General features: G+C 75.9%; 14 protein-coding genes and 1 tRNA gene. 8 read left to right on the top strand and 7 right to left on the bottom strand.

The window, feature by feature from the left end; all coding sequences use genetic code 11:
• Positions 1-22: 22 nt before the first annotated feature.
• The 5 genes from HT134_RS30825 to HT134_RS30840 all read right to left on the bottom strand — a co-directional run bounded on the left by HT134_RS30825 (position 23) and on the right by HT134_RS30840 (position 2998).
• A tRNA-Ala gene (locus tag HT134_RS30825) sits at positions 23-95 on the bottom strand.
• Between the two features lie 15 nt (positions 96-110).
• Positions 111-839, bottom strand: a complete 729-nt coding sequence (locus HT134_RS30830) for an HAD family hydrolase (RefSeq protein ID WP_175603990.1) — start codon at positions 837-839, stop codon at positions 111-113.
• 16 nt (positions 840-855) lie between these two features.
• Positions 856-975 carry a DLW-39 family protein gene (locus HT134_RS46145; RefSeq protein WP_013130296.1) on the bottom strand — a complete coding sequence of 40 codons (120 nt, stop codon included), beginning with the start codon at positions 973-975 and terminating at the stop codon, positions 856-858.
• A 253-nt stretch (positions 976-1228) separates the two neighbouring features.
• Positions 1229-2425 (bottom strand): MFS transporter, encoded by a 1197-nt coding sequence (locus HT134_RS30835; RefSeq protein ID WP_312888597.1) that lies wholly within the window; start codon positions 2423-2425, stop codon positions 1229-1231.
• 123 nt (positions 2426-2548) lie between these two features.
• Positions 2549-2998 (bottom strand): carboxymuconolactone decarboxylase family protein, encoded by a 450-nt coding sequence (locus HT134_RS30840; RefSeq protein WP_175603992.1) that lies wholly within the window; start codon positions 2996-2998, stop codon positions 2549-2551.
• Between the two features lie 92 nt (positions 2999-3090).
• Here HT134_RS30840 and pdxR point away from each other — a divergent pair, with 92 nt between their 5' ends.
• A complete protein-coding gene (gene pdxR / locus HT134_RS30845; protein ID WP_175603993.1) occupies positions 3091-4473 on the top strand; it encodes a MocR-like pyridoxine biosynthesis transcription factor PdxR in 1383 nt (460 codons plus the stop codon).
• Here the strand turns inward: pdxR and HT134_RS30850 are convergent.
• The gene (locus tag HT134_RS30850; protein ID WP_175603994.1) at positions 4470-5018 is read right to left on the bottom strand and encodes a universal stress protein; all 549 of its coding nucleotides are present in this window, start codon (positions 5016-5018) and stop codon (positions 4470-4472) included. The two genes, pdxR and HT134_RS30850, sit on opposite strands and share 4 nt — an antisense overlap.
• A gap of 83 nt (positions 5019-5101) precedes the next feature.
• Between HT134_RS30850 and HT134_RS47835 the strand changes: the two genes are divergently transcribed.
• The 3 genes from HT134_RS47835 (at position 5102) to HT134_RS30865 (ending at position 11368) form a co-directional block, all read left to right on the top strand.
• Positions 5102-8410, top strand: coding sequence for a BTAD domain-containing putative transcriptional regulator (locus tag HT134_RS47835; RefSeq protein WP_175603995.1), 3309 nt, complete (start codon positions 5102-5104; stop codon positions 8408-8410).
• A gap of 83 nt (positions 8411-8493) precedes the next feature.
• Positions 8494-8655, top strand: a complete 162-nt coding sequence (locus tag HT134_RS30860; protein ID WP_175594434.1) for a hypothetical protein — start codon at positions 8494-8496, stop codon at positions 8653-8655.
• 49 nt (positions 8656-8704) lie between these two features.
• Positions 8705-11368, top strand: a complete 2664-nt coding sequence (locus HT134_RS30865) for a LuxR C-terminal-related transcriptional regulator (RefSeq protein ID WP_175603996.1) — start codon at positions 8705-8707, stop codon at positions 11366-11368.
• A gap of 18 nt (positions 11369-11386) precedes the next feature.
• Here the strand turns inward: HT134_RS30865 and HT134_RS30870 are convergent, their stop codons facing one another.
• Positions 11387-12088: a hypothetical protein gene (locus HT134_RS30870; protein WP_175603997.1), complete on the bottom strand. Its 702-nt coding sequence runs from the start codon at positions 12086-12088 to the stop codon at positions 11387-11389.
• A 161-nt stretch (positions 12089-12249) separates the two neighbouring features.
• On the opposite strand from HT134_RS30870, the gene HT134_RS30875 reads away from it, so the two are divergent.
• From HT134_RS30875 to HT134_RS30890, 4 genes are all read left to right on the top strand, one after another.
• Positions 12250-12798: an MFS transporter gene (locus HT134_RS30875; protein ID WP_175603998.1), complete on the top strand. Its 549-nt coding sequence runs from the start codon at positions 12250-12252 to the stop codon at positions 12796-12798.
• Positions 12799-12875: 77 nt separating this feature from the next.
• Positions 12876-13421 (top strand): copper chaperone PCu(A)C, encoded by a 546-nt coding sequence (locus HT134_RS30880; protein ID WP_312888572.1) that lies wholly within the window; start codon positions 12876-12878, stop codon positions 13419-13421.
• Entirely contained in the window at positions 13421-14572 is a 1152-nt protein-coding gene (locus HT134_RS30885) for a Dyp-type peroxidase (protein ID WP_175603999.1), read from the top strand. Before HT134_RS30880 ends, HT134_RS30885 begins: the two co-directional genes overlap by 1 nt.
• Positions 14573-14774: 202 nt before the next feature.
• A complete protein-coding gene (locus HT134_RS30890; protein WP_175604000.1) occupies positions 14775-15518 on the top strand; it encodes a phosphodiesterase in 744 nt (247 codons plus the stop codon).
• The last annotated feature ends 8 nt before the right edge of the window (positions 15519-15526 follow it).

Consider the following 15526-nt stretch of genomic DNA (forward strand, 5'->3'; position numbering starts at 1 on the left):
TTGACCTGGGCTTTCGTATGCGTGGAGCCTAGGAGATTCGAACTCCTGACATCCTGCTTGCAAAGCAGGCGCTCTGCCAGCTGAGCTAAGGCCCCTTCGACGAAGATAGCTTACCGGCCCGGCGTCCCTATGTGGTGCGTGGTCACGTCCGCGCTGAGTACGAGGCTGGGGAAGTCGGCGATCGTGTCGAGGATGTGGGTGGCGCCGCCCTTGAGGAGGCGTTCGCGGCTGTGGACGCCCGTCATGACGCCCGCCACGATCGAGGCGCCTGCGCGGCGGCCGGAGAGCATGTCGCTCTCGGAGTCGCCGATGACGGCGACCTGGCGGACGTCCTCGATGCCGAGCCGGAGCACGGAGTGCAGGATCATGTCGGGCCAGGGGCGGCCGCGGCCGCCGGCGTCCTCGGGGGAGATGGCGAGGTCGATCTTGTCGTCCCAGCCGAGCACGCTGAGGATGCGGCTCAGGGTGGTCCGGCTGAAGCCCGTGACGAGGGCCAGGCGGAGGCCGGAGCCGCGGAGCTTGTCGAGGACCTCGACGACTCCGGGCATGGGAACGAGGCCGGCCCGCTCCAGGGCGCCCTCGTAGGAGCGCTCGAAGGTCAGGTTGGCGGCCTGTGCCTGGGCTTCGTTGTCGGGGAAGATCCCTCGGAAGACATCGATCTTGGGACAGCCCCGGGACCGGTGTACGTGCACCATGGCGCGCGCGTACGCTCCGGTCCCGGGGACTATGCCCTGTGTGGCGATCGCCTCAGCGAAGGCGCGCTCCACCATGGCGATGTCACCTACTGTTGTGCCCGCCAGGTCGAGGCACGCCAGTCTGATGGGGACGACGTCACTCATCGCCTCGCCAGGTCGGTTAGTTCTCGCTGCCGGTGGCCTCGGTCCAGAGATCGAGCTCGGCGCGGTCAGCCTGCACCTTGCGCCAGATCAGCAACCCCCCAAGGGCGACCAGCGCCAGAACAAGCAGCTTCTTCACGGTGTGACCCCACTTCTTCGACGGCCTCACCTGCCGGGGTGAGACCCAACGGTTGACATGCAGCCTAGCAAGGGATCGCCGTGGTCCCTGTGTTGCGCACGAACCAGATGTACGGATTGTGCGAGGCGGGGCCAGACCGGTGCAGGTGAGACCCGCCTCACCCCTCCCATCTTGGACAATGATCGGATCTGGCGGGGGCATGGCGCGCGGGTTTTCTCCATGTTCTCGCTCACACTCTTCCCGCTGAGCGTGATCACTCCGCCGGGACCGTCGCCCGTCGCCGAGCCCACCGTACGGCCGGCGGCATCGCCGCCCCCGCCCCCACGAACACCAGCCCCAAGGCCACCCACCCGAAGGTCCCCCACCCCATCACCAGCGTCGTCAGCAGCGCCGGACCGAGCATGCGGGCCACCGCCGTGCCGCTGCCGAAGAACCCCTGGTACTGCCCCTGCTTGTCCTCGGGGGCCAGCGTGAAGCTGATCTCCCAGGAGCCGGAGGCGAGCAGCAGCTCGGCCGTCACCTGGAGCGCCACCCCGGCCAGCAACACGGCCACGGCCGCCCAGGGGGACGAGCCGAAGGACGACAGCGCGAACACCGCGCAGGCTCCCAGCATGACGAGTCCGGCCAGCCGTACCGAGGAGGAGGCGTCGGCCAGGCCGCGGATGCGCCGGGCGACCCGTACCTGGAACAGCACCACCCCAGCAGTGTTGAGCAGCAGCAGCGCGGACACCGTCCAGGTGGGGGCGGCGGTGCGCTGCGCGATCCACAGGGGGACGATCAGGCTGAGCATCGGCATGTACAGCAGCATCACCGTGTTGATCAGCGTGACCAGCGCGTACGGCCGGTCGCGCAGCACCGCCAGCCGAGGGCCGTTCGACACCGGCGCCGGTGGCACGGACGGCAGCCGGAGCAGCACCAGGGCGGCGGCCACGAAGCAGGCGGCGTCCACCAGCAGCACCGTCAGGTACGCCTCCCGGACGTTCAGATGCAGGGCGATCCCGCCCAGCGCGGCGCCGACGGCGAGCCCCGCGTTGTGCGCGGACTGGAGCGCCGCCCGCGCGCGGGTCCGGCCCGCCGCGTCGACGAGGCCGGCCAGCAGGGCCTGGCGGGCGGCCGACAGGCCGGTCTGCGCCGCACCGTACGCGCAGGCGACCATCACGAACGGCACGAACGACCGGACCAGGACGTACGAGGCGACCGCCGCGGCGGTGGCGAGGGCCAGGAGCACGGCGACGCCGCGCGGGCCGCGCCGGTCGGCCAGGTGGCCGAGCGGGACCCCGGTGACCGCGCCGACCGCCCAGCCGAGCGTGAGCCCCACGCCGACCTGCGCGGGCGACATGCCGACGACGCCGGTGAAGTACAGGGCCGAGGTGACGATGTACGCGCCGTCGCCGGTGGAGGCGATGAGCTGGGCGGCGGTGAGCACCCTGAGATCGGGTCGTGGTCGCACCAAGGTCGCGCCTCCAGGGCGGGGGGAGGTCCTGGCGTTCTGGCGGGCGGAGGTCCTGGCGTTCCGGCGGGCGGAGGTCCCGAGATACGGGCCGGCGGAGGTCCTGGGGGCCGGGCGCACGGGTCAGCCCTTGTACGACTCGGGGGTCATGCGGGTGGCCACGCCCATCCGGTTCCAGGCGTTGATCGTGGCCACGGCGACCACCAGCGCCGCGAGCTCCTGCTCGTCGAAGTGCCGGGCGGCCTCGGCCCAGATCTCGTCGCTGACGTCGTGCGTGGACAGGCGGGTAGCGGCCTCGGTGAAGGCCAGCGCGGCGCGTTCCCGGTCGTCGAAGAACGGCGCCTCGCGCCACACGGCGACGGCGTGCAGGCGGGTGTGGCTCTCGCCGGCCTGCAGGGCGTCGGAGCTGTGCATGTCCACGCAGTACACGCATCCGTTGATCTGGCTGGCGCGCAGCCGGACGAGCTCCAGCAGCGGCGCGGGCAGGGTGCTCTGCGTGACGTAGCGGTCGAGGCCGGCCATCGCGCGGTACGCCTCTCCGGCGAGGGCGCCGAGGTTCATGCGTTCGGTCATGACACCGACCCTAAGGAGCATCTTGTCCCGAGATAAGCTCCAATTTCCGGCAAACGGATTGGGCCAAGCGGGGTCAACGGCGGGAGGCCGGCATGGACGTCCACATCACGCTCAGCGGCCGGGGTGACCTGGCCGCACAGGTCTACCGGCAGCTCCTGGAGGCCGTGCTCGACGGCCGCCTGCGCTCCGGCGAGCGGCTGCCGCCCACGCGGGAGCTGGCGCGGCGCCTGGAGATCTCCCGCAACACCGTCGCCGTGGCCTACGACCGGCTCGTCGCCGACGGCTTCCTGGTGGGGCGGGCCGGCGCGGGCACGTTCGTGTCGGCGGAGCCCGTGCGCGGGCGGGCCGCGCCCCGGGGCGTGGTGCTGCCGCGCGCCCTGTGGCGCTCCATGCCGCCCGCCGCGACGCCCATGTCCCCCGCCCGGTACGACTTCCGGGCCGGGGTGCCCGATCCCCGGCTGTTCCCGATGGAGACCTGGCGCAGGCTGGTGGCCAGGGAGCTGCGCGTGAGCGCGATCACCCCGGGCTACGGCGACCCGGCGGGCCACGAGGGGCTGCGTGAGGCGATCGCGCGGCACGTCGGCGTCAGCCGTTCCGTACGGGCGGGCGCCGAGGACGTGCTGATCACCAACGGCGCGCAGCAGGCGCTCGACCTCGTCGGACGGGTGCTGATCGAGCCGGGCGCGTGCGTGGCGGTCGAGGAGCCGGGCTACCCGCCGGCCCGGCTGCTGTTCCGCTCGCTCGGCGCCCGGGTCGTCGGCGTGCCGGTGGACGGCGAGGGCATCGACGTCTCCGCCATCCCGAACGGGGTCCGGCTCGTGTACGTGACGCCGTCCCACCAGTTCCCGCTCGGCACGCCCATGTCGCTGGCGCGGCGCACGGCGCTGCTGGCGTGGGCCGAGCGGCGCCGCGCGGTGGTGATCGAGGACGACTACGACAGCGAGTTCCGCTTCGGGGAGCGCCCGCTGGAACCGCTGCAGAGCCTCGACCGCGCCGGCCGGGTGGTGTACGTGGGCTCGTTCTCCAAGACCCTGCTGCCGGCGCTGCGGCTGGGGTTCCTGGTCGCGCCGGCCTCGCTGGGGGCGGCGCTGCGCGCCGCCAAGCAGCTCACCGACTGGCACGGGTCGCTGCCCACGCAGGCCGCGCTGGCCCGCTTCATCGACGAGGGGCTGCTGGCCCGCCACATCAGGAAGGCGACCCGTGAGTACGCCGCCCGCCACGCGCTGATCAGCGCCGCGCTGGAGCGCGACGAGCGGCTGCGCCCGGTGCCGTCGGTCGCGGGCCTGCATCTCTGCGCCCGGCTCTCCCCCGGCGTGTCCGTACGGCCGGCGCCCGGACTGGCGGTGGAACGGCTGGACGCGTACTGCGAGGAGCCGCCCGCGCTGTCCGGGCTGGTCCTGGGCTACGGCGCGATCCGGCAGCCGGACATCCCGACCGGCCTGCGCCTGCTCCAGAAGTCGATCCTGGACGGCTAGAAGTGCCGGCGGGTCCAGAAGCGCCTGGCCCGCTCCCCCGACAGCGCCGGCTCGTCCGGCGGTGACGGCTGCTGCACGATGACGACCGTCGTCCTGGCGTGGCGCGCGCAGTACATGCTGGTGGACGGCAGGAGCATGCGGCTGAGCAACCCGCGCCGGCTGCGCCCGAGGACCAGCAGGTCGCCTTCGCGGGCGAGGTCGACCAGGTGGTAGCCGGGGTCGCCGACGCGGCCGACCACGACGGTGGCGAGGTCCTCCGGCATGCCGCCCGCCACGTCCTCGAACACCCCCGCGACGATCTCCGCGCAGCGCGCCTCCTCCCCCGCGCGCAGCGCCTGCTGCACCGGCAGCGCCTCGGGGAACGGGTGGACCGGCGCGCGGCTGACGTGCACCGCGACGAGCGCCATGCGGTGCAGCCGGGCGGCCCCGATGGCCCACGCCAGGGCCCAGCGCGAGGCCGGGGTCTCGTCGATCCCCACGATCAGCCTCGGCCCGCCGGGCAGGTCATGATCCACGGCACCCTCCTCGAAGGGGTACTCGACCATATTGCTCCTTGCCGCTGGTTACCTGAAGGTGGCACTTTGCGAACTCTGGAGTTGCCCGCTACCCCGGGGCGTAGCATGCGGGGGTGGAACGAGGCTGGGTGCAGCCCCGTCCCGCCCTCGACCGGCGGCTCGACGGGGCGCTGACGCACAGGCTCACCACTTTGGTGGCCGCCACCGGCTACGGCAAGTCCCTCGCGTTATCCGGTTGGAGCAAGGCCGTCGGCGGCGTCCTCCACCGGCTCGGCCCGGCCGACCGTGACCTGCCGGTTCTCGCCGGAGCGCTGGCCGGGGCCCTGTCGGCCGCGGTCCCGGGGCTGCCCACCGAGCTGGCCGCCGCCGCGGGGGCGCCGCTCGGGCCCGACGCCGACGAGTTGTCGCGGGCCGCGGCGCTGGCGGGCGCGCTGGCCGAGGCGCTGTCGGCGCGGCTGCGGCGCGGCCTGGCCCTGGTGCTCGACGGCCTGGACGTGATCGCGGGCTCCCCCGGCTCGATCAGGTACGTGGAGACGCTGGTGCGGGCCGCTCCCCGCCATCTGCACGTGGTGACGGCCTCGCGCTCTCCGCTGCCGTTCCCGACGGCGCGGCTGCGCCAGGACCACGAGGTGCTGGCCTTCGACGCCTCCGACCTGGCGCTCACACCGGACGAGACCGCCGCGTGGGCCCGTGCCCGGCTGGGCGAGCCGGGGGCCGCGCTCGCCGGGACGCTGCACGAGGCGTGCGGCGGCTGGCCGGCCGCGGTGCAGGCCGCCCTCGACGCGCTGGCCCGCACGGACCCGGCCGAGTGGCGGCGCACGGCCGCGGGTCTGGCGGCCACCTCGGCCACGCTGGAGCGGCTGACGCTCGCGGCGTTCCGGGACCTGCCGTCGGCGATGCGTGAGCTGCTGCGGGCCGCGACGGTCCTGCCCGTGCTGGCCGACGGCCTGGCCACCGCGCTGGGCGCGCCGCCGGACACGCTCGCCGCGCTGGCCGGCCGCGGGCTGTTCCTCGACGCCGGGCCGGACGGCCACCGGCTGACCGTGACGAGCCGGCACGTGCTGGTGCGGCACGCGCCGCTGGACCGGCACGAGGCCCACGACGTCGCCGCCGTGGCGGCCCGCTGGTACGCCGAGCACGACCGGCCCGAGGCGGCCCTGCGCGCCGCCGTGGACACCGGCCACGCCACGCTGGTCCTCTCGCTGCTCGGCACGTACGGCCGGCGGCTGGCCGAGCGCGGCGACGACGTGATCGCGGCGCTCGCGCTGCTGCCCGAGGCGACCCGGCACTCCCCCGGGATGCTGCGGCTGGCCGGCGTCGCCGAGCAGAACCGCGGCGACTGGACCCGGGCCCGCGAGCTGCTGTCGCAGGTGGCGGAGGGCCCGGCGTTCGACGCGTTCGTGGCCCGGCGGCTCGGGCTCGTCGACCACCTGCGCGGCGACCTGGACGCGGCCCTGGCGATGTACGACAGGGGGGCGGCGTGGGGCACGCCTCCGGAGGATGCGGCGGCCTGCGCGGCGGCGTCGGCGTCGGTGCTGTGGCTGAAGGGCGACCGGGCGGGCTGCGCGGAGCTGGCGGACCGGGCGCTGGAGCAGGCCGGCGCGCTGGGCGACCCGGGGGCGCTGGCCGCCGCCAACACCGTGCTGGCCATGCTCGCCGCGCTCGACGGCGACCGGCGGGCCAACGACGCCTACTACCTGCGGGCGCTGGAGTACGCCGAACGGGCGGGCGACATCGCCCAGCTCATCCGGATCCGGGCCAACCGCGCCTCCCGCCACCTCGACGAGGGCGCCTACGCCGAGGCGCTGGAGGAGACGGAGATCGCCGGGCGGCTGTCGGAGCTGGTGGCGTTCGCCCCATATGCCGCCTTGAACGTGGCGAACCGGGCGAAGGCCCTCATCGCCCTCGGACGGCTGGAGGAGGCGGCCGTGGACGCGGCCGACGCGGTGGCCCGGTGGGAGGCGATGGGCTCGCGCTTCGTCGCGTACGGGCTGGTCCGGCTGGCCGACGTGCACGCGCTGCGCGGCGACCGGGCGTCGGCGATCGCGCTCTACCGCCGGGTGGTGGCGGACGCCGCGGGCTCGGGCGAGGTGCAGGAGCTGTCGCACGCGCTGAACGCGCTGGCCGTGCTCCTCGCGGCGGACGACCCGGAGGAGGCGGGGCGGGTGGCCAAGGAGGCGCTGCGGCTCGCCGAGGGCATGGCCGGGGTGGAGGCCCGGCTGGCCGCGGCCCGGGTGGCGCTCGCGGCCGGGCGGCCGGAGGAGGCGCGGGGACTGCTGGACGAGGCGGAACGGGTGGCCGGGAGCCGCCGCGACCACGCGGCCCTGGCCGAGGCGGCGGAGCTGCGCGCCGAGCTGGACGGCGACCCCGCGCTCGCGGCCGAGGCGGTGCGCCGCTGGTCGGAGCTGCGCGACCCGGTCGGGCTGGCCAGGGCCGAGCTGGTGCGGGCCGAACTGACATGGGAGGAGCCGGCCGGCTCGGGGCCCGGCGGGGCCCGGAGCACGGGGGTAGAGGCCGCCCGGGTGGCGGGAAGCACGGGGGCGGAGGCCGCCCGGGTGGCGGGGAGCACGGCGGCGGAGGCCGCCCGGGTGGCGGCCGAGGTCAGGGAGCGCATGCACGCCATCGGCTGCCGCGCCCTCGACGACCGCGTCGACGCGCTGCTCGCCCGGCGCGTCCCCGCCCCGGCGGGGCGGCTGGTGGTGGAGACGATGGGAACGTTCCGGGTGCTGCGCGACTCCGTGCCCGTGCCGCGCTCGGCCTGGCAGTCACGCAAGGCCCGCGACCTGCTGAAGATCCTGGTCAGCCGGCGCGGCGGTCCGGTCGGCCGGGAACGGCTGGTCGAGATCCTCTGGCCCGGCCAGGAGGACGACGCGGTCGGGCTGAAGCGGCTGAACGTCATGGTCTCCACGCTGCGGGCGGTCCTCGACCCGGCGCACGAGCGCCCGCCGGACGACGTCGTCGTCTCCGACGAGGGGGCGCTGCGGCTGGAGCTGGCCCATGTCGAGGTGGACGTCGAACGGTTCCTCGGCCTGGTGGCCGCCGCCGCGCGGCTCGACCAGGCGGGCCGGGAGGCGGAGGCGTTGGAGCGCTGGGCCGCCGCCGAGGCCGCGTACGGGGGCGACTTCTGCGAGGAGGACCCGTACGCCGACTGGGCCGTGGGGCTGCGCGAGCAGGCCCGGCTCGCCTACGTGCAGGCCGCGGCCCGGCTCGCCGACGAGCGCACCCGCCGAGGCCGTCACGACGAGGCGGCCCGCTACTGGCTGCGGCTGCTCGAACGCGACCCCTACGACGAGCGGGCCCACCTCGGGCTGGTCCGCGTGCTCGACCGGGCCGGCCGGCGCGGCGACGCCCGGCGGCGCTACCACCTGTACGCGGAGCGGATGCGCGAACTGGACGTCGAGCCGATGCCCTACCCGGCCTGAGCCGATGCCCTGCCGGGCCTGAGCCGAGCCCGCCCGAACCCCACCTGAACCTGACCTGAACCGGGCGGCGAGATGGTGCGCCCATGAGGACGGTCATCGTACGGCTGGTCGAGCCGGAGCAGTCCGGCGGCCAGCTCCGCGGGCTGCTCGAAGAGGTCGGGGGCGAGCCGGTGCCGTTCCACGGGACCGAGGCCGCGCTCGACCTGCTGTACGCGGCGGCCGGGCTGCGCCGCGATCCGCCCTGAACCTCCCGCGAACCTCCCTCACGACCCTTGAGTCGGGAGAGGAGGCACGATGAGCGAGCAACTGGGGAGCTGCTGGCCGTTCGTCGGGCGAGGGGGACAGCTGGCGCGCGTGCGGGAGGCGCTGCGGGCGCGGGCCGGCGTCATGATCGTGGGCGAGTCGGGGGTCGGCAAGAGCAGGCTGGCGGCGCAGGCGCTGTCGGGGCTCGGCGGGTACGGGGTGGTCCGGGCGCTGGGCACGGCGACGGCGGCGACGATCCCGTTCGGCGCGTTCGCGCACGCGCTGACCGGCCCGCCGGGCGCGGGGGAGAACCTGCTGCGCTGGGCCGCCCGCCACCTGCGGGCCCGGGCCGGGGGCGGACGGCTGCTGGTGAGCGTGGACGACGCGCACCGGCTGGACCCGGCCTCGGCCGCGCTGGTGCACCACCTGGCGTCGAGCGGCACGGCGGCGGTCGTCGTCACGGTGCGCAGCGGCGCGCGGCAACCGGCGTCCATCACGGCGCTGTGGAAGGACGAGCTGCTGGACCGCATCGAGCTGTGCCCGCTCGACCGGGACGGGGTCGAGGCCGTGCTGGCGGAGGCGCTGGGCGGGGAGGTGGCCGCGCCGACCGTGCGCCGCCTGGCCGAGGTCACCGGCGGCAACCTGCTCTACCTGCGTGAGCTCGTCCACGCCGGGCGCGCGTCCGGCCGGCTGGCGGTGCGGGACGGCGCGTGGCGGTGGTGCGGTGAGCTGTCCTTGACCGCCCGGCTGCGGGAGCTGGTCGATGCCCGGATCGGGCCGCTGGAGCCGGACGAGCGGGAGACGCTGGAGCTGGTGGCGTTCGGGGAGCCGCTGGGCGCCGCGCTGGTGGCGGGGCTGACGTCCGCCGAGGCGGTCGAGCGGCTGGAGGACAGGGGACTGGTGGCGACCGTGGCCGACGGGCGGCGCGAGCACCTGCGGCTCGGCCACCCCCTCTACGGCCAGGTGGTCCGGGACGGCTGCGGCACCCTGCGGGCCCGCCGCCGGCTGCGGACGCTGGCCGGGGCGCTGGAGGCGGGCCGGCCCCGGCGGCGCGAGGACGTGCTGCGCGCCACGGTGTGGCGCCTGGACGGCGGCTCGGCGGTCGAGCCGGGCACGCTGCTGGACGCGGCCGGCGTGGCGCTGGCGCGGCAGGACCCGCGGCTCGCGGCCCGGCTGGCGCGGGCGGCGCACGAGGCGGGGGCGGGCGTGTCGGCCGTGGCGCTGCTCGGGCAGGCGCTCGTGGTGCTGGGGGAGTCGGAGACGGCGGTGGCGGCGCTGCGGCGGACGGCGGGCGCGGCGGTCACGGAGGGCGAGCGGGCGCGGCACGCGGCCAGCCTGGGAATCAACCTGGCGTGGGCGGGGGCGGACGCCGAGGCGTGCGCGGTGCTGGACGCGGCGGAGGAGTCGGTGACGGATCCGGCTCTGCGCCGGGAGGTGCGCCTGTACCGGGGGATGGCCGACTTCCTCGCGGGACGCCTGACGTCGGCGGCCCGCTCGCCGGCGCCGCCTCGCCCGTCGTCGGGCGCGGGTGGCCCGCTCACCGGGTGGGAACTGCAGGCGGCGGGGCTGGAGGCGTGGATCGGCGCGTACGCGGGACGGACCGAGCAGAGCCTCGCCGTCGTCCACCGCGTCCTGGGGGAGCCGGGCGACGCGGGCGGCCGGACCGATCAGCCGGACCACGCGGCCGTACGGCCCGATGAGGCGGACGACGGGTGGCCGGTCGGGGCGCCGCACGCGCTGCCGGCCCTGCTGGACGCGGCGTGCGCGGCGCGGGTGTTCTCCGGCCGGCTGGAGGAGGCCGCGCGGACCGCCGAACGCGGCATGGCGCTCGGCGAGGGCGAGCCCGCGGTGACGGGGTTCGGCGCCCACCGGGCCGTGGTGGCCAGGCTTCGGGGCGACGTGGCGGGCGCGGCCCGCTGGGCCGGCGAGGACGCGGCGCGGCTGCCCGCCGGCACGCCGTACCTGGGGCGCTGCCTGGCCGAGCTGGCGCACGCGTCCGCGCTGCTCGGCCGGACAGAACGAGCCAGGCAGGCGCTGGCGGAGGCGGAGCGGCTCGCCGCGCGCTGGGCGTTCACCCGGCAGCCGGCGCTCCAGGCGGCCGTGTGGGTGGCGGCGGCCGACGGCGACCTCGACGGCGCGGTGGCCGCGTGCCTGACGGCCGTCCGGCACGCGGAGGAGGGGGAGCAGTCCGGCTATCTGATGTTCGCGCTGCACGACCTGGTGCGGCTGGGCCGGCCCGGGGAGGCGGCCGGGCGGCTGGCCGGGCTGGCGGAGCGGGTGGACGGGCCGCTGGTGCGGCTGTTCGCCCGCCACGCGCGAGCCGCCGGCGACCCGGGGGAGCTGCGGGCGGTGGCGGTGGAGTTCGAACGGCTCGGCATGGTGCTGTACGCGGCGGAGGCCACCGCCCACGAGGCCGCGGCGTACCTGCGGTCGGGCCGCGGCACGCAGGCCAGGGGAGCGCGGACCCAGGCGTGGGCGCTGGCCAGGCGCTGCCCCGGGGTGAGCACTCCGGCGCTGGTCGAGCTGGCCACGCCCGAGCTCACACCGCGCCAGCGGGAGATCGTCCGGCTCGCGGCGGCCGGGCTGACGAACCGGCAGATCGCCGCCCGGCTGGCCGTGTCCACGCGGACGGCCGCGAACCACCTGCAGGCGGTGTACGACAAGCTGGGCGTCAACGACCGGACGGAGGTGGGCCGCCTGCTCGGCGAGCCATGAGCGGCCCCGGTCGCCGGGTCAGATGAGCGCGAGCAGCCCTTCGAACAGGGTCTCGCGCTCGCCGCCGGTGAGCGTCGCGTACGGCTGGGCGGCGCGCCGGTTGGTGTCCTCCTCGATCCGGTCGCGCAGCGGGCCGCACCCCAGCTCGACCACGGTGTCCGCGGTCAGCCCGGCCTCGCGCCAGGCGGCGGCGTGCGCGTCGGCCCGGTGGTAGCGCAGCGCGGCGACCCGGTTGAACAGCAGCACGCCCGGCGGCGTCCCCTCCGGCTCGTACGGGGGCGCCATCACCGCGAACGCGCCGCCCGGCTCGGCCACGGCGCCCTCCAGGACCTCGCCGAGCAGTGCGGCCAGGGCCGGCACGTCGTAGGCGGCCCACAGCCGGGCGACGGCCTTCGCGTGGACCTCGTACAGGCCGTGGACGTAGGACAGCCCGGCGGCGGTGAGCCGCAGGACGCCGTCGCCGTCCTCGGCGAGCGTGCCCTGGCGGAGGTGGTCGCCGATCTCGGCGTCCAGGTCGGCGGCGCTGCCGTAGCGGTAGACGACGGACAGGTCGTCGCGGGTGACCGGGCGGGCGGGCAGCGCGTACCGCAGGTCGCCGAGGAAGCCGGGCGTCAGGCCGCACGCCTCGGCGTGGTCGTCGCGTTCCTGGCGGGCCGAGGCGTGGACGTTGACGTGGACCGCGTTGATGACGGGCGCGATCGTCGCGGCGTAGGACGCCAAGTCATGAGATACGTGCATTTGGGGCGTCGACTCAGGATTTATCGGCATCGGCCGCCATTATGCCTGCGGGGTCCGGCGCGTAGGAGGTTCTTCACCGCGCGATGTCAGGTCTTGACGGTTCGGATCAGTGGGCGTGGGGTGCTCGTGGGAGGATCCAGGCTGTGTCCCTGCCCGCGTCGGTTCCCTTCCGGTTCGCGCGTGCCGCGGTGTTCGCCGTGGTGTGCGTCGGCCTGGGCTGGGGCGCGCACGCGTTCGGCGGGGGCGGCGTGGCGCCGGGCGCGTCTGCCGCGGCGCTGGGCGGGGCGTTCGCGGCGGCGTACGCGCTGGCCGGGCGCGAGCGGACCCCGCACGTGATCCTGCCGCTGCTCGGCGGGGCGCAGGCCGTGCTGCACCTGGTGTTCTCGCTGGCCCACGAGGCTTCGCCGGTCGCCGCGGCGGCGCACGCCCACACGGGGCTCGTGCCGGGGCTCGGCATGCTGGTCGCCCACGGGTGGGCGACGCTGCTGACCGGGCTGTGGCTGGCCAGGGGCGAGGCGCTGCTCTGGTCGCTGCTGCGCCGGCTGGCCGTGCGGCTGCTGCTGGTGCGGCTGCCCGCATTCTGGACGTCGTTCCTTCCCACCTGTACGGCCCAGCCGCCGGTGCTGCGGCCGGCCGTGCTGCGGTACGCGGTGACCCGGCGCGGGCCACCGCTGGTTGTCGACCTCTTCTGACATCTCCCCTCTTGTCGACAACCACACCTGGGTGGTGCCGCGTGTCCGGCGTGCCCGGGTGGAGAAAGGCGTTACCCGTGTTCTCTCGTCATGTCCTGATGCTGGTGGCCGCTCTCGTCGCGGTCAGCGCGTGCGGCGGCGGCCGGCAGGCCGAGCAGCCCCCGCAGGCCGCCACCTCCGCGTCCGCCTCGCCCGCCCGGGCCGGCGCCGCCTCCGGTCAGGCGGCCGCGCTGTCCATCACCGACCCGTGGGTCAAGACCACGAAGAAGGGGATGACCGCCGCGTTCGGCACCCTGGTCAACCCGACCGACTCCGACATCACGATCGTCGCCGGCAGCACGCCGCTGTCGTCGCGGGTGGAGCTGCACGAGGTCGTGGACTCCGGCGGCAAGATGATCATGCGGCCGAAGGAGGGCGGCATCGTGGTGCCCGCGCGCGGCACCCACGAGCTGCGGCCCGGCGGTGACCACATCATGCTCATGGACGTCACCAAGGAGGTGAAGCCGGGGGTCGAGGTGCCGTTCACGCTGACGGTGAAGGGTGGCTCGCCGCTGGAGTTCACCGCGGTCGGCAAGGACTTCGCGGGCGGCCGGGAGGACTACCAGCCGGGGATGAAGCACTGATGGGCGCCGCGATCAGCCGCCGCAGCCTGCTGGCGGGGGGCGCGGCACTGCCCGTGGCCGCGATCCCGGGGCAGGCCGTCGCAGCGGCGGCCGGGACCGGTGACGCGGTCGAGCCGTTCCACGGCCCGCACCAGGCCGGGATCGCGACGGCGCCGCAGGCCCACGCCGTGTTCCTCGGGCTGGACCTGCTGCCGGGCACCGGCAAGGAGGCCGTCGTCCGGCTGATGCGGCTGCTCACCGACGACGCCCGGCGCCTCACCCAGGGACGTCCCGCGCTCGCCGACACCGAGCCCGAGCTGGCCGTCTCGCCCGCCCGGCTGACGGTCACCTTCGGGTTCGGGCCGGGGCTGTTCGCGGCGGCGGGCGTGACCTCGCCGGTACGGGCGCTGCCCGCGTTCGAGACCGACAGGTTGCAGGACCGGTGGAGCGGCGGCGACCTGCTCGTCCAGCTCTGCGCCGACGACCCGATGACCGTGGCGCACGCGCTGCGCATGATCGTCAAGGACGCGCGGGCGTTCGCCGCGGTGCGCTGGAGCCAGCGCGGCTTCCGGCGCGCCGCCGGCACGCAGGCGCCCGGCACGACGCAGCGCAACCTCATGGGCCAGCTCGACGGCACGGTCAACCCCTCGAACCTCGACCGTTCCGTGTGGCTGGGCGACGGGCCCGAGGGGATGCGGGGCGGCACGACCATGGTGCTGCGCCGGATCCGGATGAAGCTGGAGCAGTGGGACGCGGCGGACCGGTCGGCGCGGGAGTTCACGATCGGCCGGCGTCTGGACACGGGCGCCCCGCTCACGGGCCGCGACGAGCGGGACGAGCCCGACTTCGACCGCCTCAACCAGCTCGGCTTCCCCGTCATCCCGGAGTTCGCGCACATCAGGCGGGCCCGGGCCGCCGACGCGGGGCAGCGCATCCTGCGGCGGCCGTACAACTACGACGAGCCGGTGGGGGCCGACGGGACCGCGGACTCGGGGCTGATCTTCGCGTCCTACCAGGCCGACATCGAGCGGCAGTTCGTGCCCGTGCAGCGGCGGCTGGCGGAGGGCGACCTGCTGAACGAGTGGATCACGCCGATCGGCTCGGCGGTCTTCGCGATCCCGCCCGGGTGCACGCCGGAGGGCTGGATCGGCGACCGCCTCCTGACGGCCTGACGCGGGACGGCCCGGGCCGACGCGCGGTCCGGCTCAGGGACGGCCCGGCTCGTCGGCGGCCCGGTCGTCGGCGGTCCGGCTCGCGCGGTCCGGCTCGCGCGGTCCGGCTCGCGCGGTCCGGCTCGCGGGCGGTCCGGTCGGTCGAGCGGGGCCGCCGTGGTCCCGCCGGTGTGGAGGACGGGCGGCCGGGCAGGGGGGCGGCATGTCGTCCGGATCTCTGTCGGAACGCGCCGCCTCCGTCGTCGCCCGGCTGGTCGCCACGCTGCGCCGGGGCCGGGCCCTGCACCGCGACGGCCTGACCGTCGCCGCCACGCTCGTGCAGGAGCGGGGCCCGGCTCCGGGGCTGCCGGCGCTCGTAGAACCGGGGTCGTACGAGGTGGTGGCCCGCCTGTCCAGGGGCGGGTCGCTGCCCGGCCCGCTGCCCGACGTGCTGGGGCTGGCGCTGCGGCTGCCGGGCGCGGGGCCTTCGCACGGCGACGTGGACCTGTTGCTGTCCACGTGCGTCCCGGGCGTGCCGTGGCTGCCGGGTCCGCGTCTGGACTTCACCGCCGGGCCGTACTCCAGCCTGGCCGCGTACCGGCACGGATCGATGCCGGTCCGGCTCTTCGCGTACCCGGAGAAGCACCCGGAGCAGGACGGGGGGACGGGCGGCGTGCCCGCGCGGATCGGTGCGCTGCGGCGGGCGCTGGAGCGGGGCCCGCTGGTGTTCCGCCTGCTCGCCGCGCCCGCCGGCCGGCGGCCGGTACGGGTCGCGACGCTCCGGGTGCACACCCCGCTGCCCGGCGCCGACGTCTCCTTCGACCCGGTGCTCAACGGCCACCCCGCCCTGCGCCTGACGGGGTGGCTGGCGCGCCTGCGCCGGGGCGCCTACCGGGGATCGCGGTGGGGCCGCGGTCAGACGGACGAGGCGGTCGAACCGGGCCGCACCACCCGGGCCGCGGGATGAGGCGGGGA

Origin of the sequence: Nonomuraea rhodomycinica (genome assembly GCF_013363995.1) — a bacterium.
GTDB lineage: Bacteria > Actinomycetota > Actinomycetes > Streptosporangiales > Streptosporangiaceae > Nonomuraea > Nonomuraea rhodomycinica.

Bases quoted from the DNA above. Each gene is read 5' to 3' on its own strand.
- pdxR (WP_175603993.1), top strand. From the start codon at position 3,091: ATGGACGTCCACATCACGCTCAGCGGCCGGGGTGACCTGGCCGCACAG.
- HT134_RS30865 (WP_175603996.1), top strand. From the start codon at position 8,705: ATGAGCGAGCAACTGGGGAGCTGCTGGCCGTTCGTCGGGCGAGGGGGA.
- HT134_RS30840 (WP_175603992.1), bottom strand. From the start codon at position 2,998: ATGACCGAACGCATGAACCTCGGCGCCCTCGCCGGAGAGGCGTACCGC.
- HT134_RS30850 (WP_175603994.1), bottom strand. From the start codon at position 5,018: ATGGTCGAGTACCCCTTCGAGGAGGGTGCCGTGGATCATGACCTGCCC.
- HT134_RS30885 (WP_175603999.1), top strand. From the start codon at position 13,421: ATGGGCGCCGCGATCAGCCGCCGCAGCCTGCTGGCGGGGGGCGCGGCA.
- HT134_RS30860 (WP_175594434.1), top strand. From the start codon at position 8,494: ATGAGGACGGTCATCGTACGGCTGGTCGAGCCGGAGCAGTCCGGCGGC.
- HT134_RS30890 (WP_175604000.1), top strand. From the start codon at position 14,775: ATGTCGTCCGGATCTCTGTCGGAACGCGCCGCCTCCGTCGTCGCCCGG.
- HT134_RS30830 (WP_175603990.1), bottom strand. From the start codon at position 839: ATGAGTGACGTCGTCCCCATCAGACTGGCGTGCCTCGACCTGGCGGGC.